Raw genomic sequence first — 24468 nt, forward strand, 5'->3', positions numbered from 1 at the left:
CGACCCCCGGCCCAACCGACCCCAGGGCGACCGGCACCACCGCAGTCGGCACGACCGCAGCCGGCACCACCGCCGACGCCGCCGCAGCCGACACCAGCCCCCCCCGAACCCCCACCCACCCCGTCCGCATCCCGGACCATCCGGGAAACCGACTCGCCTACCCACCCCCCTCCTCCCCTACGCTTGCCCTGTGACCCCCGCCGACGTCTCCCGCACCGTCCTGCGCGCCGTTCGCCGCGCAGCCGACGACGGTGAGCTCGGTGCGGTCGCGGGCGGGGCCGTGGACGAGGCCGTCGCACGGGTCGTGGTCGAGCGGCCGAGGCCCGGCGGGCGCGGGGACTACGCCACGAATGTCGCTCTGCAGATCGCCAAGTCCGCCGGACGCCCGCCCCGCCAGATCGCCGAGGTGCTCGGCCGGCGGCTGGCCGGGAGCCCGGGGATCGCGGCCGTCGACATCACCGGGCCGGGGTTTCTCAATCTCACCCTTGAGCCGACGGACCCCGGTGGCTGTGCCCTCGTCGCGGAGATTCGGGGGCAGGGGGCGGCCTACGGACACTCCGACGTTCTGCGCGGGCAGCGCGTCGAGCTGCGGATCCCGGCCGACGAGACGCGCGCCGCCGTCGTCGCCGAGGCCCTGGAGAACATCGCGCGCAGTCAGGGCGCCGACGTCCGCGTCGTCCACGCCGCGGCGGCCGAAGACGTCAGCCTCCGGCCCGTGCCGGCCCCGGCCGACCCCTTCTCGCTCGGCCCCGACGCCGCCCGCTGGGCCCTGCTCCATCCCGCCGGGCACGACCGGCCCCGGATCGGTGCCGAGCTGCTCGCCCAGCGCGAGTCCAACCCCCTCTTCCGCGTCCGGTACGCGTACGCCCGCACCCGCGCCCTGAGCCGCAACGCCGCGGACCTCGGATTCGGCCCCCAGCCCGGCGACACGAGAGCAGACTCCCTCGAAGGCGCCCTGGAGGACCTGCTCGGCGCGTACCCGCGCATCCTGCTCGCCGTGGCCCGGCACCGCGCCCCCGACCGGCTCGCCCGGTACCTCGTCGACGTCGCCGACGCCCTGATGCCCGTCCTGCCCGCCGTGCTCCCCATGGGAGGGGAGAAACCCTCGGCCGCCCACCGCGCCCGGCTCGCGCTCGCCGAAGCCGCCGGGACGGTGCTGGCCGGCGGCCTGACCCTGCTCGGCATCGACGCCCCCGAACACGTATGAGCATCACGAAGAGAGTGCTACCGAAGCCATGAGCCGTTCCGCGCACCCCGCAGGCCCCCGCCACGCCGACGTTCTTCCCGAGGGGCATTACGCCGCCCCGCCGGCCGACCTCAACGCCCTCGACGCGAAGGTCTGGTCGCGCACCGTGGCCCGTTCCGAGGACGGGCAGATCAGTGTCGGCGGCATCGAAGTCGCCCGGCTCGCCGAGGAGTTCGGCACCCCGGCCTACTTCCTCGACGAGGCCGACTTCCGCGCCCGGTGCGCCGCCTGGCGCGACGCCTTCGGGCCGGACGCCGACGTGTTCTACGCGGGGAAGGCGTTCCTGAGCCGGGCCGTCGTGCGGTGGCTGCACGAGGAAGGGCTGAACCTCGACGTCTGTTCCGGTGGGGAGCTCGCCACCGCGCTGTCCGCCGGGATGCCTGCCGAGCGCATCGCCTTCCACGGCAACAACAAGACCGAGGACGAGATCGAGCGCGCCGTCTCCGCCGGTGTCGGGCGCATCGTCCTCGACTCCTTCCAGGAGATCGTGCGCGTCGCCCACATCGCCGACCGGCTGGGCAAGCGGCAGCGCGTGCAGATCCGGGTGACCGTGGGTGTCGAGGCGCACACCCACGAGTTCATCGCCACCGCTCACGAGGACCAGAAGTTCGGGATCGCGCTGGCCGGGGGACAGGCCGCCGAGGCCGTGCGGCGGGCCCTCAAGCTCGACGGGCTCGAACTCATCGGGATCCACTCGCACATCGGGTCGCAGATCTTCGACATGGCGGGCTTCGAGGTCGCCGCGCGGCGCGTGGTCGGGCTGCTCGCCGAGATCCGGGACGAGCACGGCGTCGAACTCCCCGAGATCGACCTCGGCGGCGGCCTCGGCATCGCGTACACCAGCGACGACGACCCGCGCGAGCCGCACGAGATCGCCAAGGCGCTGAACGAGATCGTCACGAGGGAGTGCGAGGCCGCGAAGCTGCGCACCCCCCGGATCTCCGTCGAGCCGGGGCGCGCCATCGTCGGCCCGACCGCCTTCACGCTGTACACCGTCGGCACCGTCAAGCCGCTCGACGGCCTGCGGACCTACGTGTCCGTGGACGGCGGCATGTCCGACAACATCCGTACCGCGCTCTACGACGCCGAGTACACCGTCGCCCTCGTCTCCCGCCGCTCCGACGCCGAGCCGATGCTGGTGCGCGTCGTCGGCAAGCACTGCGAGAGCGGCGACATCGTGGTCAAGGACGCGTTCCTGCCCGCCGACGTCGCGCCCGGCGACCTCATCGCCGTACCGGCCACCGGCGCGTACTGCCGCTCCATGGCCAGCAACTACAACCACGCGCTGCGTCCGCCGGTCGTGGCCGTGCGCGACGGCGAGGCGCGGGTGATCGTCCGGCGCGAGACGGAGGAAGATCTCCTGCGTCTCGACGTCGGGTAAATGAAATATCTGTCTCATCATCCGGACCGGGAGCAGAAAGCCCGGTCCGGTGCGTGAGACTGGGTCCACCGTAGAACACCGTTGAAGACGTAGTGATACGTCGAGTGATACGTCGAAGCAGTAGAGGAAACGAGGTCGGATGATGCGTACGCGTCCGCTGAAGGTGGCGCTGCTGGGCTGTGGGGTTGTCGGCTCAGAGGTGGCGCGCATCATGACGACGCACGCCGACGACCTCGCCGCCCGCATCGGCGCCCCGGTCGAGCTCGCCGGCGTCGCCGTCCGCCGTCCCTCGAAGGTGCGCGAGGGCATCGACCCCGCCCTCGTCACCACCGACGCCACCGCGCTCGTCAAACGCGGCGACATCGACGTGGTCGTCGAAGTCATCGGAGGGATCGAGCCGGCGCGGACCCTCATCACCACCGCCTTCGAGCACGGCGCCTCCGTCGTCTCGGCCAACAAGGCGCTGCTCGCCCAGGACGGCGAGGCCCTGCACGCCGCCGCGCTCGACCACGACGCGGACCTGTACTACGAAGCCGCCGTGGCGGGCGCGATCCCGCTGATCCGGCCGCTGCGCGAGTCCCTCGCGGGCGACAAGGTCAACCGCGTGCTCGGCATCGTGAACGGCACCACGAACTTCATCCTCGACAAGATGGACTCGACCGGCGCGGGCTACCAGGAGGCCCTCGACGAGGCCACCGCCCTCGGGTACGCGGAAGCCGACCCGACCGCCGACGTCGAGGGCTTCGACGCCGCCGCCAAGGCCGCCATCCTCGCCGGGATCGCCTTCCACACGCGCGTACGTCTCGACGACGTCTACCGCGAGGGCATGACCGAGGTGACCGCCGCCGACTTCGCGTCCGCGAAGGAAATGGGCTGCACCATCAAGCTCCTCGCGATCTGCGAGCGGGCCGCCGACGGGCAGTCCGTCACCGCCCGCGTCCACCCCGCGATGATCCCGCTGACCCACCCGCTCGCCTCCGTCCGCGGCGCCTACAACGCCGTGTTCGTCGAGGCCGAGGCGGCCGGGCAGCTCATGTTCTACGGCCCGGGCGCCGGCGGCTCGCCGACCGCGTCGGCCGTACTCGGCGACCTGGTTGCCGTCTGCCGCAACCGCCTGGGCGGCGCGACGGGACCCGGCGACTCCGCGTACGCGAAACTGCCCGTCTCCCCGATGGGCGACGTCGTGACGCGGTACCACATCAGCCTCGACGTGGCCGACAAGCCCGGCGTCCTCGCGCAGGTGGCGACGGTCTTCGCCGAGCACGGCGTCTCCATCGACACGGTGCGCCAGTCGGGGAAGGACGGCGAGGCCAGCCTCGTCGTCGTCACTCATCGCGCGGCGGACGCGGCCCTCACCGGGACCGTGGACGCGCTGCGTCAGCTCGACACCGTGCGCGGTGTCGCCAGCATCATGCGTGTTGAAGGGGAGTAGCAGGGATGACCGGAATGACCCACCAGTGGCGCGGCATCATCGAGGAGTACCGGGACCGGCTCCCGGTGACCGACACCACGCCGGTCGTCACACTGCGCGAGGGCGGCACGCCGCTCGTGCCCGCGCAGGTGCTCTCCGAGCGCCTCGGCTGTGAGGTCCACCTGAAGGTCGAGGGCGCCAACCCCACCGGCTCCTTCAAGGACCGCGGCATGACCATGGCCATCACCAAGGCCAAGGAGGAGGGCGCGCAGGCCGTCATCTGCGCCTCCACCGGCAACACGTCGGCGTCGGCCGCGGCGTACGCCGTGCGCGCCGGCATGGTCTGCGCCGTGCTCGTGCCGCAGGGCAAGATCGCGCTCGGCAAGATGGGCCAGGCCCTCGTCTACGGCTCGAAGATCCTCCAGGTCGACGGCAACTTCGACGACTGCCTGAACCTCGCGCGCAGCCTCTCCGAGAACTACCCGGTGGCGCTGGTCAACTCGGTCAACCCGTACCGCATCGAGGGCCAGAAGACCGGCTCGTTCGAGATCGTGGACGCCCTGGGCGACGCGCCCGACATCCACGTCCTGCCGGTCGGCAACGCCGGCAACATCACGGCCTACTGGAAGGGCTACAAGGAGTACGAGACCGACGGTCCGGCCTCCCGTACGCCCCGCATGTGGGGCTTCCAGGCGTCCGGCTCCGCGCCCATCGTGCGCGGCGAGGTCGTCAAGGACCCCTCGACGATTGCGACCGCGATTCGCATCGGAAACCCCGCCTCGTGGCAGCACGCGCTCGCCGCGCGCGACGAGTCCGGCGGTTTCATCGACGAGGTGACGGACCGTGAGATCCTGCGCGCCTACAAGCTGTTGGCGTCCCAGGAGGGTGTCTTCGTCGAGCCCGCGTCCGCCGCGTCGGTCGCCGGTCTGCTGAAGGCCGCCGAGCAGGGCAAGGTCGACAAGGGCCAGAAGATCGTCTGCACCGTGACCGGAAACGGTCTGAAGGACCCGGACTGGGCCGTCGCCGGCGCCCCGCAGCCCGTCACCGTCCCGGTCGACGCCGCCGCGGCCGCCGAGCGCCTCGGCCTCGCCTGACTCCGCACCCGTAGATCGCGCCGGTGCTGATACGCCGTCAACTGGGCGTATCCGCACACGGGGTGCACAGGGGGCTTACGACACGCATCGTGCGCCTCCTGTGCGCCCTATGTCGCCACAGAACCTTCCTTCGATAGGCTGTACCGAACCCGCCCACCGCATATGCAGCGGTGCCGCCGCCGTTCCGTCGTTGTCCCCTGTGATGCCGTCGAGCGCGGCCCGGGTGTTGCTGTACGCATCACAAGACATCGGAAGTCTCGAAGTTCTCGAAACATCCCGCAGCTCAAGGAGAGTCATCGAGCGATGGCCGGTCCCGCGTTCCGCGCCGCCGCCGTCAGGGTGCGCGTCCCCGCCACCAGCGCCAACCTCGGTCCGGGCTTCGACAGCCTCGGCCTGTCGCTGGGGCTCTACGACGACGTGGTCGTCAGGGTCGCCGACTCCGGGCTGAACATCGACATCGCAGGTGAGGGCTCCGAGACCCTGCCCCGCGACGAGTCGCACCTTCTCGTACGGGCACTGCGCACCGCCTTCGACGCCCTCGGCGGGCAGCCGCGCGGCCTCGAAATCGTCTGTGCCAACCGCATCCCGCACGGCCGCGGCCTCGGCTCGTCGTCGGCCGCCATCGTCGCGGCCGTCGTCGCCGCGCGCGCCGTGACCATAGGCGGCGACGTCAAGCTCGACGACGCCGCCCTGCTGGAGCTCGCCACCGAGATCGAGGGCCACCCCGACAACGTGGCGCCGTGTCTGCTCGGCGGCTTCACCATCGCGTGGATGGAGAACGGGGCGGGCCGGGCCATCCGCCTGGACGCCGCCGATTCCATCGTTCCGGTGGTTTTCGTCCCCGGGAAACCCGTCCTCACCGAGATGGCCCGAGGACTCCTGCCGCGCAGCGTCCCGCACGTGGACGCCGCGGCCAACGCGGGCCGGGCGGCCCTGCTCGTCGAGGCCCTGACCAGGCGCCCCGAGCTGCTGCTGCCGGCCACAGAGGACCGTCTTCACCAGGAGTACCGCGCTCCGGCCATGCCGGAGAGCGCCGCGCTGGTGGAGCGACTGCGGGCCGACGGTGTGCCCGCGGTGATCTCCGGGGCGGGACCGACGGTCCTCGCCCTGGTGGAGGACGGAGCGGCCGACAAGGTCGCCCGGCTGGCCGGAGAGGGGTGGGCGGCCAACCGCCTGGCCCTCGATGTCGACGGAGCGAGCGTGCTGCCGCTTGGCTCCTGACGCGTGCTTGCCGGATTGAGAGAGGGGGAATGTTTGTTGGATCCGGTAGTGTTAACCTCAAACCTGCACCCGACCCCACCATGGCGAGGTGCTGTGTGTCCCCGTCCGGGACAACCATTCTTCCGGGAGCCTCCCCAGCAATTCATCGCGACATCATCGTCTCTCGATATGCCGCGCTGATCGTTGTCGAGCATGCTCCGGAACCGGCGTGACCGAGCCGCGTGACACAGAAATCCAGTGCACCCGCGGTATCCGGAATCGCTGTCACCAATGAATTCTCCCGCCTCATCGGCGGACAACCGCCCCGGCACGGTCCGTACCGAGAGGACCACCGCCGGACAGCACAACCGGTCGCCGAGCCAGACAGGCCGACGTCCGCTCCAGGGAAGGACCCTTCGTGAGCGACACCACCGATCTGATGGGCGTGACTGCCGACAGCTCCGCTGCCGCGCCCGCCGCGTCTGCAGGGGAAGCCTCTGCTACGCCTGCCCGGCGGCGCCGCGGTACCGGCCTTGAGGGCATGGTGCTGGCCGAGCTGCAGCAGGTCGCATCGGGCCTCGGTATCAGGGGGACTGCGCGGATGCGCAAGAGCCAGCTGATCGAGGTCATCAAGGAGGCGCAGGCCGGCGGCGGTGCCCCGGCGAAGAGCGCCGCCGCTGCTGCCCCCGCTTCCGATGCCGCCGAGGCCAAGCCGAAGCGCCGGGCCACCTCGAAGGCCCGTACCGGCGAGGAGCCGAAGGCCGACGCGAAGTCCGAGGCCAAGACGGAGAAGGCCGACTCGGGCGCTGCCAAGGCGAAGAAGGCCGTCGCCCAGCAGCAGATCGAGATCCCGGGCCAGGGCGCCGGGGACGAGCAGCCGGCCGGTGAGCGCCGTCGCCGTCGTGCCGTCGCCGAGGCGGGCAGCCCGGAGACCGTCACCGCCGAGGCCAAGGCCGAGCCCAAGCAGGAGAGCCAGGGCGACGCCGGCCAGGAGAACAGCGGCGGCAACGAGGGCCGGCGCGAGCGCCGCGACCGTCGTGACCGTGGTGGCCGCGACCGTGACCGCCGCGGCGGCAAGGGCGACGACCAGGGCCAGGGCGGCAAGGACCAGGGCGGCCGTCAGGACCGGCAGCAGCAGGGCGGCGGCCGGCAGGACCGCGACCGGGACCGTGACCGCAACAACGGTCCGCAGGACGACGGCTACGACGATGACGCGGGTGGCCGCCGCGGCCGCCGGGGCCGTTACCGCGACCGCCGTGGCCGTCGCGGACGCGACGAGGGCTTCGGCAACGAGCCGCAGGTCTCCGACGACGACGTCCTGATCCCCGTCGCGGGCATCCTCGACATCCTGGACAACTACGCCTTCATCCGTACGTCGGGCTACCTCCCCGGTCCCAACGACGTCTACGTCTCCCTCGCCCAGGTCCGCAAGAACGGCCTGCGCAAGGGTGACCACGTCACCGGTGCCGTGCGGCAGCCCAAGGAGGGCGAGCGCCGCGAGAAGTTCAACGCGCTGGTCCGCCTCGACTCGGCGAACGGCATGGCGGCCGAATCCGGCCGCGGGCGCCCGGAGTTCAACAAGCTGACGCCCCTGTACCCGCAGGACCGCCTCCGCCTGGAGACGGACCCGGGTGTGCTCACGACCCGCATCATCGACCTCGTCTCGCCCATCGGTAAGGGCCAGCGCGGTCTGATCGTGGCCCCGCCGAAGACCGGCAAGACCATGATCATGCAGGCGATCGCCAACGCGATCACGCACAACAACCCCGAGTGCCACCTGATGGTCGTCCTGGTCGACGAGCGTCCGGAAGAGGTCACCGACATGCAGCGGTCGGTGAAGGGCGAGGTCATCTCCTCGACCTTCGACCGCCCGGCCGAGGACCACACCACGGTCGCCGAGCTCGCCATCGAGCGCGCCAAGCGTCTCGTGGAGCTGGGTCACGACGTCGTCGTGCTGCTCGACTCGATCACCCGCCTGGGCCGCGCGTACAACCTCGCCGCCCCGGCCTCCGGCCGCATCCTGTCCGGTGGTGTCGACTCGACCGCCCTGTACCCCCCGAAGCGCTTCTTCGGCGCCGCGCGCAACATCGAGGACGGCGGCTCGCTGACCATCCTCGCCACCGCGCTCGTCGACACCGGGTCCCGCATGGACGAGGTGATCTTCGAGGAGTTCAAGGGCACCGGCAACATGGAGCTCAAGCTCGACCGGAAGCTCGCCGACAAGCGCATCTTCCCGGCCGTCGACGTCGACGCCTCGGGTACGCGTAAGGAAGAGATCCTGCTCGGCAGCGACGAGCTCGCCATCGTCTGGAAGCTGCGCCGGGTGCTGCACGCACTCGACCAGCAGCAGGCGATCGAGCTGCTGCTCGACAAGATGAAGCAGACGAAGTCCAACGCGGAGTTCCTGCTGCAGATCCAGAAGACGACGCCCGCTCCGGGCAACGGCAACGACTGACCGTCGTACGCCTCGTACGTCCGAAAGGGCTGAGCCCCGCCGCCTCGTGCGGCGGGGCTCAGCCCTTTCCGGCTGCTGGGGGACCGGAGACCTTCACCACATGCATAAGGATCCGGAGCTCTTGTGAAGCATGCGCCGCATGGGGCTGAAAGCGCAGGTGAGAGCGGTGTGGGACGAAAGTCCCGTTACGTTCCGTGGTGGTGGGTACACGGTGGGGACACAGGCTGCTGTGCAACGCTTCTTGGCGGCCCACGCGGCCCCTATGCAGACAGACCCAGCGAGGAGCACATGCCGGACCAAGACAGCGGGCGCAGGCGCGCCAAGGGCCGCCGCCGCAAGCCCCGCAGCGGACGCAGCAAGGCGCTGCGCATCGCGGCGTGGAGCGCGGCAGGCGTCGTCGTCCTCGGCGGCACGGGGCTCGGGTACGTCTATTTCAAGCTCGACGGCAACATCAAGAGCGTCGACATCAACGCCGCCCTCGGCACCGACCGCCCGCAGAACGTGGACAACGGCTCGCAGGACATCCTGGTCCTCGGCTCCGACAGCCGCGCGGGTGCCAACAAGAAGGCCGGCGGCGGCACGGACGACGGCTCGGCCCGCTCCGACACCGCGATGATCGTTCACATCTACAAGGGCCACAAGAAGGCCAGCGTCGTCTCCATACCGAGGGACACGCTCATACAGCGGCCGGAGTGCACCGACGGCAACGGCACGGTGCACCCGGCGGCCAGCGGCGTCATGTTCAACTCCGCCTACTCCACCGGCGGCGCGGCCTGCGCGGTCAAGACCGCCGAGTCCGTGACCGGTATCCGCATGGACCACTACGTCGAGGTCGACTTCAGCGGCTTCGAGGAGCTCATCGACGACCTCGGCGGCGTCGAGGTCACCACCACCAAGGCGATCGACGACCCCGACAGCCACCTCACGCTCGACGCGGGCACGCACACCCTCGACGGCAAGCAGGCGCTCGGCCTCGTCCGCACCCGGCACGGTGTCGGTGACGGCAGCGACCTCGGCCGCATCCAGCTCCAGCAGGCGTTCATGAAGGCCCTGATGGACCAGCTCAAGAGCGTCGGCGTCTTCACCAGCCCGACGAAGCTGTACGACCTCGCGGACACCGCCACCAAGTCGGTGACCACCGACTCGGAGCTGGCCTCCGTCAAGGACCTGGCCTCGTTCGCGAACGGGCTCAAGGGCATCGGGTCCAACGACATGAACATGGTCACGCTGCCTGTGCAGTACGACACCAACGACGCCAACCGCGTCCTCGTCGACGAGACCAAGGCCGACCAGGTCTGGAAGGCCCTGAAGGCCGACAAGGCCATCCCGAAGGCCGCCACCGAGGGCACCGCCACCGGCCAGGCCGACGGTGTCGTGAAGTAGCCGGACACTCACGCGGGGGCCCCGGGGAATACTTCCGGGCCCACCCCGGTTTTGGGGGATGCGGCCAGTCCTGGCAGACTGGTACGTCGGCTCCGGTTCACGCTCCCGCAATCCGCGTCTGCGACCCGGCGCCCTCCCGAACCTAGGAGACACCTTGAAGCGCGACATCCACCCCGAGTACGTCGAGACGCAGGTCTCTTGCACCTGCGGCGCGTCGTTCACCACCCGTAGCACCATCTCGTCCGGCACCGTCCGTGCCGAGGTCTGCTCCGAGTGCCACCCGTTCTACACGGGCAAGCAGAAGATCCTCGACACCGGTGGCCGTGTGGCCCGCTTCGAGGCCCGCTTCGGCAAGGCTGCCGCTGCCAAGAAGTAGCGAGGCTCCAGCGCCGGTCTCCGGTGTCCCTGTTTCGGCGGGGGCACCGGGACCGGCGCTTTGCGGTGCAGCCCTCTTTTTTTGACCCCCCGTACCAGCAGGAGCCGGAGATGTTCGAGGCCGTCGAGGACCTGATCGGTGAGCACGCCGATCTGGAGAAGAAGCTCGCGGACCCGTCGGTCCACGCCGACCAGGCCAACGCGCGCAAGCTCAACAAGCGCTACGCCGAGCTGACCCCGATCGTCGCGACGTACCGCTCCTGGAAGCAGACCGGCGACGACATCGACACGGCCCGTGAACTGGCCGCCGACGACCCGGACTTCGCCGCCGAGGTCAAGGACCTGGAGAAGCAGCGCGAGGAGATCACCGAGAAGCTGCGGCTGCTCCTGGTGCCCCGCGACCCGTCCGACGACAAGGACGTGATCCTGGAGATCAAGGCCGGCGCCGGCGGCGACGAGTCCGCCCTGTTCGCCGGTGACCTGCTGCGCATGTACCTGCGGTACGCGGAGCGCGTCGGCTGGAAGACCGAGATCATCGACTCCACCGAGTCCGAGCTGGGCGGCTACAAGGACGTCCAGGTCGCCGTGAAGACCAAGGGCGGCAACGGCGCGACCGAGCCCGGCCAGGGTGTCTGGGCCCGCATGAAGTACGAGGGCGGCGTGCACCGCGTGCAGCGCGTCCCGTCGACCGAGTCGCAGGGCCGCATCCACACCTCCGCCGCCGGCGTGCTGGTCACGCCCGAGGCCGAGGAGGTCGACGTCGAGATCCACGCGAACGATCTGCGCATCGACGTGTACCGCTCGTCGGGTCCCGGTGGCCAGTCCGTCAACACCACGGACTCCGCCGTCCGCATCACGCACATCCCCACGGGCGTCGTGGCTTCCTGCCAGAACGAGAAGAGTCAGCTGCAGAACAAGGAGCAGGCGATGCGTATCCTGCGCTCCAGGCTCCTTGCCGCGGCGCAGGAGAAGGCCGAGGCCGAGGCGGCCGACGCCCGTCGCAGCCAGGTCCGCACCGTCGACCGCTCCGAGAAGATCCGTACGTACAACTTCCCGGAGAACCGCATCTCGGACCACCGGGTCGGTTTCAAGGCGTACAACTTGGACCAGGTGCTCGACGGCGACCTCGACGCCGTGATCCAGGCGTGCGTCGACGCGGACTCGGCCGCCAAGCTCGCCGCCGCGTAAGCCGAGTCAACCCCCGTACGACAGCTCAGCCCGGAGGACCAGCGTGCAGCAACATTTTGGGGAGCGACCCCCAAGCCCCCGCAGCGTGCTGCTCGCGGAAGTTGCCCAGGCCACCCAGCGCCTCGCCGACGCCGGCGTGCCCTCGCCGCGCAACGACGCGGAGGAGCTCGCCGCGTTCGTGCACGGCGTCAAGCGGGGGCAGCTGCACACCGTCAAGGACGCGGACTTCGACGCCCGGTACTGGGAGGTCATCGCCCGCCGCGAGGCGCGCGAGCCGCTCCAGCACATCACCGGGCTCGCCTACTTCCGCTACCTGGAGCTCCAGGTCGGGCCGGGCGTCTTCGTGCCGCGCCCGGAGACCGAGTCGGTCGTCGGGTGGGCCATAGACGCCGTGCGCGCCATGGACGTGGTGGAACCGCTGATCGTGGACCTGTGCACCGGCTCCGGCGCCATCGCGCTCGCGCTCGCCCAGGAGGTCCCGCGCTCGCGCGTGCACGCCGTGGAGCTGTCCGAGGACGCCCTCAAGTGGACGCGGAAGAACGTCGAGGGGTCCAGGGTCGACCTGCGCCAGGGAGACGCCCTGGAGGCCTTCCAGGACCTCGACGGCCAGGTCGACCTCGTCATCTCCAACCCGCCGTACATCCCGCTCACCGAGTGGGAGTACGTGGCGCCCGAGGCCCGTGACCACGACCCGGACCTCGCGCTCTTCTCCGGCGAGGACGGCCTCGACCTGATCCGTGGCATCGAGCGCACGGCCCACCGCCTGCTGCGTCCCGGCGGCGTCGTCGTCATCGAGCACGCCGACACCCAGGGCGGACAGGTCCCGTGGATCTTCACCGAGGAGCGGGGCTGGGCGGACGCCGCCGATCACCCCGACCTCAACAACCGTCCGCGGTTCGCGACGGCCCGCAAGGCGATGCCGTGACCGACCACCGATACCCACCTGAGCAGGAGGCCCGCTAGATGGCACGGCGTTACGACACCAACGACGCGACCGACCGCATCACCGGTCTGCGCGAAGCCGCGTCCGCCGTCCGCCGCGGCGAGCTGGTCGTCCTCCCCACCGACACCGTCTACGGCATCGGTGCCGACGCGTTCTCGCCCGAGGCCGTCGGTGACCTCCTGGAGGCCAAGGGCCGCGGCCGCGGCATGCCCACCCCGGTGGTCATCCCGTCGCCGAACACCCTGCACGGCCTCGTCACGGACTTCTCCGAGATGGCCTGGGAGCTGGTCGACGCCTTCTGGCCGGGCGGCCTCACGCTCGTCGCCAAGCACCAGCCGTCGCTCCAGTGGGACCTCGGCGAGACCCGCGGCACGGTCGCCGTGCGCATGCCGCTGCACCCCGTCGCCATCGAGCTGCTCACCGAGGTCGGCCCGATGGCTCTGTCCTCGGCGAACCTCAGCGGGCACCCGGCGCCCGAGGACTGCGACGCCGCGCAGGAGATGCTCGGCGACTCCGTCTCCGTCTACCTCGACGGCGGACCGACCCCCGGCAACATCCCCTCCTCGATCGTCGACGTGACCGGCAAGATCCCGGTCCTGCTGCGCGAGGGCGCGCTCACCGCCGACGAGCTGCGCAAGGTGGTACCCGACCTCGAGGTGGCGAATTGACAGCCCCTGAGACGGGGCGTGGCATAGGCACCGAGTACACCGAGTCCACCACGTACGGGGAGCCGCTGCTGCTCCCCGGCGACTCCTTCCGGATCCTCCACGTCAGCACCGGCAACGTCTGCCGCTCGCCGATCACCGAGCGGCTCACCCGGCATGCCCTCGCGGCCCGGCTCGGCGACCCGCTGGCCGGCGGCCTCATCGTGGAGAGCGCCGGCACCTGGGGCCACGAGGGCGCCCCGATGGAGGCCAACGCCGAAACGGTCCTGGAGGACTTCGGCGCCGACCCCTCAGGCTTCGTGGGCCGCGAGCTCCTCGACGACCACGTCATAAGAGCCGACCTGGTCCTGACCGCGACCCGCGACCACCGCGCGCAGGTCATCTCCATGGGGCACAGCGCGGGCCTGCGCACGTTCACGCTGAAGGAGTTCACGCGGCTCGTGCGGGCCATAGACCCGGCGACCCTGCCGGACCCGCTGGACGGCGGCGTGGTCGAACGCGCACGCTCCCTGGTGCGGGCCGCGGCCGCTCTACGCGGGTGGCTCCTGGCCCCGAGCATCGAGGCCGACGAGGTCTACGACCCCTACGGGGCGCCGCTGCCGTTCTTCCGCTCGGTCGGCTCCGAGATCAGCGAGGCTCTGGACCCGGTGGTGTCCGCCCTCACCGGCGTGCCCGAGTAACTGCCGTTCGCCCCGTTCCCCGCGCCCGGAGCGGCCCCCGGATCTACGCTGGAAGGCACCCGTCCCCTCCGCGAGGCCCGGAGCCGAACATGCCGGTGATCACCGAACCCGCCGCGCTCGAAGCACTGCGCCGTCAGGACCCCGAGCTGGCCGAGGTCATCCTCGGAGAGACGGCCCGCCAGGCGGACTGCCTCCAGCTGATCGCCGCCGAGAACTTCATGTCACCGGCCGTCCTCGAAGCCCTCGGCTCGCCCCTCGCCAACAAGTACGCGGAGGGCTATCCCGGCGCCCGCCACCACGGCGGCTGCGAACTCGTCGACGTGGCCGAGCGGATCGCCGTGGAGCGCGCCAGAGCCCTCTTCGGGGCCGAGCACGTCAACGTACAGGCGCACAGCGGCTCATCGGCCGTCCTGGCCGCGTACGCGGTGCTGCTGCGCCCCGGGGACACCGTCCTCGCGATGGGCCTCACGGCGGGCGGCCATCTGACCCATGGTTCCCCGGCCAACTTCTCGGGCCGCTGGTTCGACTTCGTGCCCTACGGCGTCGACCCCGCCACCGGTCTCATCGACCTCGACGAGGTGTCCGCCCTCGCCCGCGCCCACCGCCCCAAGGCGATCGTCTGCGGCTCGATCTCCTACCCCCGGCACATCGACTACGCGGGCTTCCGCGCCGTCGCCGACGACGTGGGCGCGCACCTCATCGCGGACGCCGCCCACCCGATGGGTCTGGTCGCCGGGGGAGCGGCCCCGAACCCGGTCCCGTACGCCGACATCGTCTGCGCCACCACGCACAAGGTGCTGCGCGGCCCGCGCGGCGGCATGCTGCTGTGCTCCGCCGAGCTCGCCGACCGGGTCGACCGGGCGGTCTTCCCGTTCACGCAGGGCGGCGCCCAGATGCACACCATCGCCGCGAAGGCCGTCGCGTTCGGCGAGGCGTCCACGCCGGCCTTCACGGCGTACGCGCATCAGGTCGTCGCCAACGCCGAGGTGCTCGCCGGGGCCCTGGAGGCCGAGGGGTTCGCCGTCACCACCGGCGGCACCGACACCCATCTCGTCACCGTGGACCCGGCCCCGCTGGGCGCACAGGGCCAAGTGGCCCGCGGCCGACTGGCCTCGGCCGGCCTGGTCCTGGACACCTGCGCGCTTCCGTACGGCGAGGGGCGTGGCCTGCGTCTGGGCACCGCGGCCGTGACGACGCAGGGCATGGGGGAGGCCGAGATGGCCCGTGTCGCCGTGCTCCTGTCGGGTGTCGTACGTGACGTCTTCGACGTACGCACCGTCCGCGAGGAGGTCCGTGAACTGGCGGGGAGATTCCCCCCGTATCCGGCCCGATAAGGGGTAGACGCACCGGCGGAGCACACGCTTGGCGTACCAGAACCGTCACTCGTGCAACCATCGTCGCTACCCGTAAGTCCCCAACCCTAAGCACGCAAAGCTAGGGTGTGGGGCTGAGATGGCCAGCGATACCTGTGGGGAAGCCCGTGCGTGAATACCTGCTGACGCTCTGCATCACGGCCGCGGTGACTTATCTGCTGACAGGCCCGGTGCGGAAGTTCGCGATCGTGGCCGGCGCCATGCCGGAGATCCGGGCACGTGACGTGCACCGGGAGCCCACGCCGCGGCTCGGCGGTATCGCCATGTTCTTCGGCCTGTGCGCGGGCCTGCTGGTCGCCGACCACCTGACCAACCTGGACCAGGTCTTCGAGTCGTCGAACGAACCCCGGGCGCTGCTCTCGGGAGCGGCGCTGATCTGGCTGATCGGCGTCCTGGACGACAAGTTCGAGATCGACGCGCTGATCAAGCTGGGCGGCCAGATGATCGCCGCGGGCGTGATGGTCATGCAGGGTCTGACGATCCTGTGGCTGCCGATCCCGGGTGTGGGCACGGTCTCGCTGACCCAGTGGCAGGGCACGCTCCTGACGGTCGCGCTGGTCGTGATCACCATCAACGCCGTGAACTTCGTGGACGGCCTCGACGGCCTCGCGGCGGGCATGGTGTGCATCGCGGCCGCGGCGTTCTTCCTGTACGCGTACCGGATCTGGTACGGCTACGGCATCGAGTCGGCGGCCCCCGCGACGCTCTTCGCGGCGATCCTGATGGGCATGTGCCTGGGCTTCCTGCCGCACAACATGCATCCGGCGCGCATCTTCATGGGCGACTCCGGATCGATGCTCATCGGGCTCGTGCTCGCCGCCGGTGCGATCTCCATCACCGGGCAGGTCGACCCGGACGCGCTGCGGCTCAACCTCGACGGCTCCACCCGTGACGCCACCCACGCGATGCTCCCGGTCTTCATCCCGCTGGTGATGCCGCTCACGATCATCACGATCCCGTTCGCGGACCTGGTCCTCGCGATCGTGCGCCGCACCTGGAACGGCCAGTCGCCGTTCGCGGCCGACCGCGGCCACCTGCACCACCGGCTCCTGGAGATCGGTCACTCGCACTCCCGCGCGGTGCTGATCATGTACTTCTGGTCGGCGCTCATCGCCTTCGGCGCGGTCGCCTACTCCGTGCACTCGGCGTCGGGGATGTGGGTGATGCTCACCATCGTCGCCCTGAGCTTCGTCGGCCTGGTGCTGCTTCTGCTGCCCCGCTTCACGCCGCACACCCCGCGCTGGGCGGAGCGTCTCGTGCCGCCGCGTTACCGCCGTCGCAGGGCCGCCCTCGACGAGGCGTCGGCCGCATCGGCGTACGCGTCGCAGGAGGCCGCGGACGGCGAGAGCGACGACAGCGACGACAGCGACGAGGGGGAGCGCACGCCGATTCCCGCAGGAGTCAACGGGGCGACGGCAATTGGCGCTCGTTCGCGCTTCACCGATCGGCGGAAGGCCGGTTCGTCGCGCTGACGCGCGCGGGCAAATGCCGCCATTACCAGACAAGTTGATGCGGTTGTTGCGCAGACGCGCAGGGTCACTCTCACGTGTGACGGCAAGCACACCATCTAGGTAAAGACCGCATCAAATAGTTTGTGATACCGTTCACGAAACCCGGGGATAGAGCCGAAAGACCGGAGTGCGACGGTCCATTGGCCCGAAGTTCCCTCTCGGCCCCGGACTACGCTCGTCCATGACGACCCCCGCCCCCATCAGCAAGCGGAGCTGCCGCCATGCCGTCCAAAGACGCACGGACCCTTGTACACATCGCTGTGCCCACAGCCGCCGTCGGCGCGATCGCCGTCGTGATCAGTGCTGCGGTCGCCGGCGGCAAGGGAGCCCTCGGTGCGGTCGTCGGGACGCTGGTCGCGATCTTCTTCATGGGGCTGGGACTTCTGGTCCTGGAGCGCACTGCCAAATCGCTTCCGCATCTGTTCCAGATGATGGGCCTGATGCTCTACGCGGTGCAGTTGCTGCTGATGGTCATCTTCATGGCCCTCTTCAAGGACACGACCCTCTTCAACCCGAAGGCCTTCGCCATCTCGCTCGTGGTCTCGACGCTCGCGTGGATCGCCTCGCAGACGCGTGCCCACATGAAGGCGAAGATCCTCTACGTCGATCCCGATTCCGTCTCCCAGAAGGGCGAGAAGCCCGAAAAGACGGGGTCGAAGCCGTGAAGCGTAGGGGCGGGATAAGTGGAGCTTCGGGACCCTGCTATCGTCCGGTGCCAACTGCGGCATCGCGGGCGCGGGCATCTGAGCTGACGCCTGCTGTAGCGCGAGGCTTGATGCCCAACTGCCGCCCCCACATCCGAAACACCAGTCCCGTGCCGAACCGCGGCTGCGCGCCGCGCCGACACAACGAGGTTGCCGTACCTATGCGCCACGCTGAAGGAGCCCGCGGTGAGTGCTGACCCGACGCAGGTGCTCGCCTTCGAGACCGACTGCCACCTTTTTGATGGGTGTGGCTTCCCGGCTCCCGGCCTGCACTCGTTCCTGTTCGAGCCCATCTGGGGCGACGCGGACAGCAACTTGTACTTCAACAAGACGATGCTGCTGGCGCTGCTCGGCTCGGTTGTCATCATCGGCTTCTTCTGGGCCGCCTTCGCCAAGCCGAAGATGATCCCGGGCAAGCTGCAGATGGTCGCGGAGGCGGGTTACGACTTCGTCCGGCGCGGCATCGTCTACGAGACGATCGGCAAGCGCGAGGGCGAGAAGTACGTGCCCTTCATGGTGTCGCTCTTCTTCTTCGTGTGGATGATGAACCTCTGGTCGATCATCCCGCTCGCGCAGTTCCCGGTGACGGCGATCATCTCGTACCCGGCCGCGCTGGCCGCGATCGTCTACGTGATGTGGGTGTCGCTCACCTTCAAGCGCCACGGTTTCGTGGGCGCGTTCAAGAACTTCACGGGCTACGACAAGTCGCTCGGTGCGGTGCTGCCGCTGTCGATGACCATCGAGTTCTTCTCGAACCTGATCGTCCGGCCGTTCACGCACACCGTCCGACTCTTCGCGAACATGTTCGCCGGCCACACCCTGCTGCTGCTCTTCACGATCGCCAGCTGGTACATGCTCAACGGCATCGGTATCGCGTACTCGGCCGTCTCGTTCGTGATGGTCATCATCATGACCGCCTTCGAGCTCTTCATCCAGGCCGTCCAGGCCTACGTGTTCGTGCTCCTGGCGTGCAGCTTCCTCCAGGGCGCAATGGCCGAAGGCCACTGAGTCCGACCCTGCTCCACACCCCATAGACATCCGGTGGCCAACCCCCACCGGTACTTGAAAGAGAAGGAAGAACCGGCATGTCCGCTCTCGCGCAGACCCTCGCCGCTGGCGTCGAAATCAAGGGCAACCTCGGCTCGATCGGTTACGGCCTCGCGGCCATCGGCCCGGGCGTCGGCGTCGGCATCATCTTCGGTAACGGTACGCAGGCTCTCGCCCGTCAGCCCGAGGCTGCCGGCCTGATCCGCGCCAACCAGATCCTCGGCTTCGCCTTCTGTGAGGCGCTCGCCCTGATCGGTCTGGTCATGCCGTTCGTCTACCCGTCCTCCTGATCCGGACGTCGGACTACCCCTTTCGACGAAAGGCAGTGAAATGAGCCCCCTGGTTCAGCTGGCGGCTGAAGAGGCCGAGAACCCTCTGATCCCGCCGATCCCAGAGCTCGTGATCGGCTTTATCGCCTTCGTCATCGTCTTCGCGTTCCTCGCCAAGAAGCTCCTCCCGAACATCAACAAGGTTCTGGAAGAGCGCCGCGAGGCCATCGAAGGCGGTATCGAGAAGGCCGAGGCCGCTCAGACCGAGGCCCAGAGCGTGCTTGAGCAGTACAAGGCTCAGCTCGCCGAGGCCCGGCACGAGGCCGCGCGGCTGCGCCAGGAGGCGCAGGAGCAGGGCGCCACGCTCATCGCCGAGATGCGCGCGGAAGGCCAGCGGCAGCGTGAGGAGATCATCGCCGCCGGTCACGCGCAGATCGAGGCCGACCGCAAGGCCGCCGCTCAGGCGCTGCGTCAGGACGTCGGCCAGCTGGCCACCGACCTGGCCGGCAAGCTGGTCGGCGAGTCGCTGGACGACCACGCCCGCCAGTCGCGCGTGATCGACCGCTTCCTCGACGAGCTCGACGAGAAGGCAGAGGCCACGCGATGACCGCCCACGGAGCGAGCCGCGAGGCCCTGGGCGCCGCGCGCGAGCGTCTCGACGCGCTGACCGACTCCACGTCGGTCGACGCCAAGACGCTCGCCGGCGACCTGGCCGCGGTGACCGCGCTGCTCGACCGCGAGGTCTCGCTGCGTCGGGTCCTCACCGACCCGGCGCAGGCCGGTGACGCCAAGGCCGAGCTCGCGGGCCGGCTGCTCGGCGGCCAGGTCAGCGGCGAGGCCGTCGACCTGGTGTCCGGTCTGGTCCGCTCCCGCTGGTCGGCCTCGCGCGACCTGGTCGACTCCCTGGAGGAGCTGGCCAACACCGCCGACCTCACGGCCGCGCAGAAGAACGGTGAACTCGACGACGTCGAGGACGAGCTGTTCCGGTTCGACCGGATCGTCTCCTCCACCACCGAGCTGCGTGCCGCGCTGACCGACAAGGCCGCCTCCGCCAAGCTGCGCGGCGACCTCGTCAAGAAGCTCCTCGGCGGTCGGGCCAGGCCCACCACCGAGCGACTCGTCGAGCGTCTTGTGACCGCGCCGCGTGGACGTAGCCTGGAAGCGGGACTCGAGTCCCTCTCCAAGCTCGCCGCCGAGCGTCGGGAGCGCATGGTCGCCGTCGTCACGACGGCGGTGCCGCTGAGCGACCAGCAGAAGCAGCGCCTGGGTGCGTCCCTGGCGAAGCTCTACGGCCGTCAGATGCACCTGAACCTGGACGTGGACCCCGAGGTCCTCGGCGGGATCAAGGTGCAGGTGGGCGACGAGGTCATCAACGGCTCGATCGCGGACCGCATCGAGGACGCCAGCCGCCGCATGGCCGGCTGACACCTCACCACGTACGAAATACGGCCCTAGTTGGGCCGTGCAGAGGATTCCTGGGGGCTGACCCCAGACCCCAAGAACACTTCGGGCCCAACAAGGAGAGCAGGGAACCCAGATGGCGGAGCTCACGATCCGGCCGGAGGAGATCCGGGACGCGCTGGAGAACTTTGTCCAGGCGTACAAGCCGGACGCGGCCTCGCGCGAGGAGGTCGGTACGGTCACCCTTGCCGGCGACGGCATCGCGAAGGTCGAGGGTCTTCCCTCGGCCATGGCCAACGAACTGCTGAAGTTCGAGGACGGCACCCTCGGGCTCGCGCTCAACCTCGAAGAGCGCGAGATCGGTGCCATCGTCCTCGGCGAGTTCAGCGGCGTCGAGGAGGGTCAGCCGGTCACGCGTACCGGTGAGGTCCTCTCCGTCGGTGTCGGCGAGGGCTACCTCGGCCGCGTCGTCGACCCGCTCGGCAACCCGATCGACGGCCTCGGCGAGATCGAGACCACCGGCCGACGCGCCCTTGAGCTGCAGGCCCCGGGCGTCATGGCCCGTAAGTCGGTGCACGAGCCGATGGAGACCGGCTACAAGGCCGTCGACGCGATGACCCCCGTCGGCCGTGGCCAGCGTCAGCTGATCATCGGTGACCGCCAGACCGGCAAGACCGCCCTGGCCGTCGACACGATCATCAACCAGCGTGACAACTGGCGCACCGGCGACCCGTCGAAGCAGGTCCGCTGCGTCTACGTCGCCATCGGCCAGAAGGGCTCCACCATCGCCTCCGTGCGTGGTGCGCTCGAAGAGGCCGGCGCGCTGGAGTACACGACCATCGTCGCCGCCCCGGCGTCCGACCCGGCCGGCTTCAAGTACCTGGCGCCGTACACCGGTTCGGCCATCGGCCAGCAGTGGATGTACGAGGGCAAGCACGTCCTCATCATCTTCGACGACCTCTCGAAGCAGGCCGACGCCTACCGCGCCGTGTCCCTGCTGCTGCGCCGCCCGCCGGGGCGCGAGGCCTACCCGGGTGACGTCTTCTACCTGCACTCGCGTCTCCTCGAGCGCTGCGCGAAGCTCTCGGACGAGCTGGGCGCCGGTTCGATGACGGGTCTGCCGATCGTCGAGACGAAGGCCAACGACGTCTCCGCGTTCATCCCGACCAACGTGATCTCCATCACCGACGGTCAGTGCTTCCTGGAGTCGGACCTCTTCAACGCCGGTCAGCGCCCCGCGCTGAACGTCGGTATCTCCGTCTCCCGAGTCGGTGGTTCCGCGCAGCACAAGGCGATGAAGCAGGTCTCCGGCCGACTCCGCCTCGACCTGGCCCAGTACCGCGAGCTGGAGGCGTTCGCCGCCTTCGGTTCCGACCTGGACGCCGCCTCGAAGGCCCAGCTGGAGCGCGGTCAGCGTCTGGTCGAGCTGCTCAAGCAGGCTCAGTACCAGCCGATGCCGACCGAGGACCAGGTCGTCTCCGTGTGGGCCGGTACCACCGGCAAGATGGACGACGTCCCGGTCGCCGACATCCGCCGCTTCGAGAAGGAACTCCTCGAGTACCTGCACCGCAAGGAGCAGGGCCTGATGACCTCCATCAAGGAGGGCGGCAAGATGTCGGACGACACGCTGACCGCTGTTGCCGACGCCATCGCGGAGTTCAAGAAGCAGTTCGAGACCTCGGACGGCAAGCTTCTCGGCGAGGACGCTCCGGCCGTCAACGTCTCCAAGTGACGTAAGGAAGGGACCTGACTCATGGGAGCCCAGCTCCGGGTCTACAAGCGTCGCATCCGATCCGTCACCGCGACCAAGAAGATCACCAAGGCGATGGAGATGATCGCCGCCTCGCGTGTCGTCAAGGCGCAGCGCAAGGTGGCGGCCTCCGCGCCGTACGCGACCGAGCTCACGCGCGCGGTCACGGCGGTGGGGACCGGGTCGAACACCAAGCACCCGCTGACGACCGAGGCCGAGACGGCGACCCGTGCCGCGGTGCTGCTCCTCACGAGCGACCGCGGTCTGGCCGGCGCCTTCAACTCGAACGCCATCAAGGCCGCGGAGCAGCTCACCGAGCGGCTCCAGGCCGAGGGCAAGCAGGTCGACACGTACATCGTCGGCCGTCGTGGTCTGGCCCACTACAACTTCCGCGAGCGCAAGGTCGTGGAGTCGTGGTCGGGCTTCACCGACGAGCCCACGTACGCGGACGCCAAGAAGGTCGCGGGCCCGCTGATCGAGGCCATCGAGAAGGAGACGGCGGAGGGCGGCGTGGATGAACTCCACATCGTCTACACCGAGTTCGTCTCGATGATGACGCAGTCGGCGGTCGACAGCCGGCTGCTGCCGCTCAGCCTCGAAGAGGTGGCGGAGGAGTCTTCGTCCAAGGACGAGATCCTCCCGCTGTACGAGTTCGAGCCGTCGGCGGAGGACGTCCTCGACGCCCTGCTGCCGCGCTACGTCGAGAGCCGTATCTACAACGCGATGCTCCAGTCGGCTGCCTCCAAGCACGCCGCCACGCGCCGCGCGATGAAGTCGGCGACCGACAACGCGGGAGAGCTCATCAACACGCTCTCCCGACTTGCCAACGCGGCCCGCCAGGCCGAAATCACCCAGGAAATCAGCGAGATCGTCGGTGGCGCGAGCGCCCTGGCCGACGCGAACGCGGGGAGTGACAAGTAATGACGACCACTGTTGAGACCGCGACGGCCACGGGCCGCGTCGCCCGGGTCATCGGCCCGGTCGTCGACGTGGAGTTCCCCGTCGACGCGATGCCGGACATCTACAACGCCCTGCACGTCGAGGTCAACGACCCGGCCGAGGACGGCAAGAAGAAGACCCTGACGCTCGAGGTCGCGCAGCACCTCGGTGACGGCCTGGTCCGCGCCATCTCGATGCAGCCGACCGACGGCCTGGTCCGCCAGGCCCCGGTCACGGACACCGGTGCCTCGATCACCGTGCCCGTCGGTGACTTCACCAAGGGCAAGGTGTTCAACACCCTGGGCGAGGTCCTGAACGTCAACGAGACGTACGAGGGCGAGCGCTGGGGCATCCACCGCAAGGCTCCGAACTTCGACGAGCTCGAGTCGAAGACCGAGATGTTCGAGACCGGCATCAAGGTCGTCGACCTTCTCACCCCGTACGTCAAGGGTGGAAAGATCGGCCTGTTCGGTGGTGCCGGCGTCGGCAAGACGGTGCTCATCCAGGAGATGATCTACCGCGTCGCCAACAACCACGACGGTGTCTCCGTGTTCGCCGGTGTCGGTGAGCGCACCCGTGAGGGCAACGACCTCATCGAGGAAATGGCCGACTCGGGCGTCATCGACAAGACCGCGCTGGTCTTCGGTCAGATGGACGAGCCGCCGGGCACCCGTCTGCGCGTGGCCCTCGCGGGTCTGACCATGGCGGAGTACTTCCGCGATGTGCAGAAGCAGGACGTGCTGTTCTTCATCGACAACATCTTCCGCTTCACGCAGGCCGGTTCCGAGGTCTCCACGCTGCTCGGCCGCATGCCGTCCGCCGTGGGTTACCAGCCGAACCTGGCCGACGAGATGGGTCTCCTCCAGGAGCGCATCACCTCGACCCGTGGTCACTCGATCACGTCCATGCAGGCCATCTACGTGCCCGCGGACGACCTGACCGACCCGGCCCCGGCGACCACCTTCGCCCACCTCGACGCGACGACGGTTCTCTCCCGTCCGATCTCCGAGAAGGGCATCTACCCGGCCGTGGACCCGCTGGACTCGACGTCCCGCATCCTGGACCCCCGCTACATCGCGGCGGACCACTACAACACGGCCATGCGCGTCAAGACGGTCCTGCAGAAGTACAAGGACCTTCAGGACATCATCGCGATCCTCGGTATCGACGAGCTCGGCGAGGAGGACAAGCTCACTGTCCACCGCGCCCGTCGCGTGGAGCGCTTCCTGTCCCAGAACACCCACGTCGCCAAGCAGTTCACCGGCGTCGACGGGTCGGACGTGCCGCTGGACGAGTCGATCACCGCGTTCAACGCGATCATCGACGGCGACTACGACCACTTCCCGGAGCAGGCGTTCTTCCTCTGCGGTGGCATTGAGGACCTCAAGGCCAACGCCAAGGAGCTCGGCGTCTCCTGAAGTCGTTGACTTCATGACGGGGGGCGGGTGCCCCG

At 69.4% G+C, this 24468-nt stretch carries 22 protein-coding genes; all 22 read left to right on the plus strand.

Going from position 1 to position 24468, the window contains the following annotated elements; all coding sequences use genetic code 11:
- The first annotated feature begins 190 nt into the window (after nt 1-190).
- The 22 genes from nrtL to atpD all read left to right on the plus strand — a co-directional run bounded on the left by nrtL (nt 191) and on the right by atpD (nt 24433).
- Nucleotides 191-1207 (plus strand): ArgS-related anticodon-binding protein NrtL, encoded by a 1017-nt coding sequence (nrtL, locus tag J3486_RS33795; RefSeq protein ID WP_207827423.1) that lies wholly within the window; start codon nt 191-193, stop codon nt 1205-1207.
- 28 nt (nt 1208-1235) lie between these two features.
- On the plus strand, nt 1236-2627 hold the full coding sequence (lysA, locus tag J3486_RS33800; RefSeq protein WP_207827425.1) for a diaminopimelate decarboxylase: 1392 nt from the start codon (nt 1236-1238) through the stop codon (nt 2625-2627).
- A gap of 139 nt (nt 2628-2766) precedes the next feature.
- Nucleotides 2767-4059: a homoserine dehydrogenase gene (locus J3486_RS33805; protein WP_207827427.1), complete on the plus strand. Its 1293-nt coding sequence runs from the start codon at nt 2767-2769 to the stop codon at nt 4057-4059.
- A 14-nt stretch (nt 4060-4073) separates the two neighbouring features.
- Nucleotides 4074-5132: a threonine synthase gene (gene thrC / locus J3486_RS33810; protein ID WP_207827597.1), complete on the plus strand. Its 1059-nt coding sequence runs from the start codon at nt 4074-4076 to the stop codon at nt 5130-5132.
- A gap of 303 nt (nt 5133-5435) precedes the next feature.
- Complete coding sequence (gene thrB / locus J3486_RS33815) at nt 5436-6353, plus strand: homoserine kinase (RefSeq protein ID WP_207827429.1); 918 nt, start codon at nt 5436-5438, stop codon at nt 6351-6353.
- A gap of 397 nt (nt 6354-6750) precedes the next feature.
- Entirely contained in the window at nt 6751-8787 is a 2037-nt protein-coding gene (gene rho, locus J3486_RS33820; protein ID WP_207827432.1) for a transcription termination factor Rho, read from the plus strand.
- 288 nt (nt 8788-9075) lie between these two features.
- Nucleotides 9076-10170 carry an LCP family protein gene (locus J3486_RS33825; protein WP_207827434.1) on the plus strand — a complete coding sequence of 365 codons (1095 nt, stop codon included), beginning with the start codon at nt 9076-9078 and terminating at the stop codon, nt 10168-10170.
- Between the two features lie 154 nt (nt 10171-10324).
- Nucleotides 10325-10546: a 50S ribosomal protein L31 gene (gene rpmE, locus J3486_RS33830; protein ID WP_010984345.1), complete on the plus strand. Its 222-nt coding sequence runs from the start codon at nt 10325-10327 to the stop codon at nt 10544-10546.
- A 110-nt stretch (nt 10547-10656) separates the two neighbouring features.
- The gene (gene prfA, locus J3486_RS33835) at nt 10657-11733 is read left to right on the plus strand and encodes a peptide chain release factor 1 (protein ID WP_207827436.1); all 1077 of its coding nucleotides are present in this window, start codon (nt 10657-10659) and stop codon (nt 11731-11733) included.
- 85 nt (nt 11734-11818) lie between these two features.
- Nucleotides 11819-12658 (plus strand): peptide chain release factor N(5)-glutamine methyltransferase, encoded by an 840-nt coding sequence (prmC, locus tag J3486_RS33840; protein WP_207827438.1) that lies wholly within the window; start codon nt 11819-11821, stop codon nt 12656-12658.
- A gap of 38 nt (nt 12659-12696) precedes the next feature.
- On the plus strand, nt 12697-13344 hold the full coding sequence (locus J3486_RS33845; protein WP_207827440.1) for an L-threonylcarbamoyladenylate synthase: 648 nt from the start codon (nt 12697-12699) through the stop codon (nt 13342-13344).
- Nucleotides 13341-14021 carry a protein-tyrosine-phosphatase gene (locus J3486_RS33850; protein WP_374194803.1) on the plus strand — a complete coding sequence of 227 codons (681 nt, stop codon included), beginning with the start codon at nt 13341-13343 and terminating at the stop codon, nt 14019-14021. Before J3486_RS33845 ends, J3486_RS33850 begins: the two co-directional genes overlap by 4 nt.
- An 89-nt stretch (nt 14022-14110) precedes the next feature.
- A complete protein-coding gene (glyA, locus tag J3486_RS33855; RefSeq protein ID WP_207827443.1) occupies nt 14111-15355 on the plus strand; it encodes a serine hydroxymethyltransferase in 1245 nt (414 codons plus the stop codon).
- Nucleotides 15356-15501: 146 nt separating this feature from the next.
- Nucleotides 15502-16866: an MraY family glycosyltransferase gene (locus tag J3486_RS33860; RefSeq protein WP_307805046.1), complete on the plus strand. Its 1365-nt coding sequence runs from the start codon at nt 15502-15504 to the stop codon at nt 16864-16866.
- Between the two features lie 260 nt (nt 16867-17126).
- The gene (locus J3486_RS33865; RefSeq protein WP_207827447.1) at nt 17127-17570 is read left to right on the plus strand and encodes a hypothetical protein; all 444 of its coding nucleotides are present in this window, start codon (nt 17127-17129) and stop codon (nt 17568-17570) included.
- 225 nt (nt 17571-17795) lie between these two features.
- Entirely contained in the window at nt 17796-18617 is an 822-nt protein-coding gene (gene atpB, locus J3486_RS33870; RefSeq protein WP_207827450.1) for a F0F1 ATP synthase subunit A, read from the plus strand.
- A gap of 77 nt (nt 18618-18694) precedes the next feature.
- Complete coding sequence (locus J3486_RS33875) at nt 18695-18946, plus strand: F0F1 ATP synthase subunit C (protein ID WP_111668288.1); 252 nt, start codon at nt 18695-18697, stop codon at nt 18944-18946.
- 40 nt (nt 18947-18986) lie between these two features.
- The gene (locus J3486_RS33880; protein ID WP_207827452.1) at nt 18987-19532 is read left to right on the plus strand and encodes a F0F1 ATP synthase subunit B; all 546 of its coding nucleotides are present in this window, start codon (nt 18987-18989) and stop codon (nt 19530-19532) included.
- A complete protein-coding gene (locus J3486_RS33885) occupies nt 19529-20350 on the plus strand; it encodes a F0F1 ATP synthase subunit delta (protein ID WP_207827454.1) in 822 nt (273 codons plus the stop codon). Before J3486_RS33880 ends, J3486_RS33885 begins: the two co-directional genes overlap by 4 nt.
- Before the next feature lie 112 nt (nt 20351-20462).
- Nucleotides 20463-22058 (plus strand): F0F1 ATP synthase subunit alpha, encoded by a 1596-nt coding sequence (atpA, locus tag J3486_RS33890; RefSeq protein ID WP_207827456.1) that lies wholly within the window; start codon nt 20463-20465, stop codon nt 22056-22058.
- Nucleotides 22059-22079: 21 nt separating this feature from the next.
- Nucleotides 22080-22997, plus strand: a complete 918-nt coding sequence (locus tag J3486_RS33895) for a F0F1 ATP synthase subunit gamma (protein ID WP_207827458.1) — start codon at nt 22080-22082, stop codon at nt 22995-22997.
- Complete coding sequence (gene atpD / locus J3486_RS33900; protein ID WP_207827461.1) at nt 22997-24433, plus strand: F0F1 ATP synthase subunit beta; 1437 nt, start codon at nt 22997-22999, stop codon at nt 24431-24433. The genes J3486_RS33895 and atpD overlap by 1 nt, the downstream gene beginning before the upstream one ends.
- Nucleotides 24434-24468 lie beyond the last annotated feature (35 nt).

Source organism: Streptomyces sp. VRA16 Mangrove soil (assembly GCF_017377775.1).
Lineage (GTDB): Bacteria > Actinomycetota > Actinomycetes > Streptomycetales > Streptomycetaceae > Streptomyces.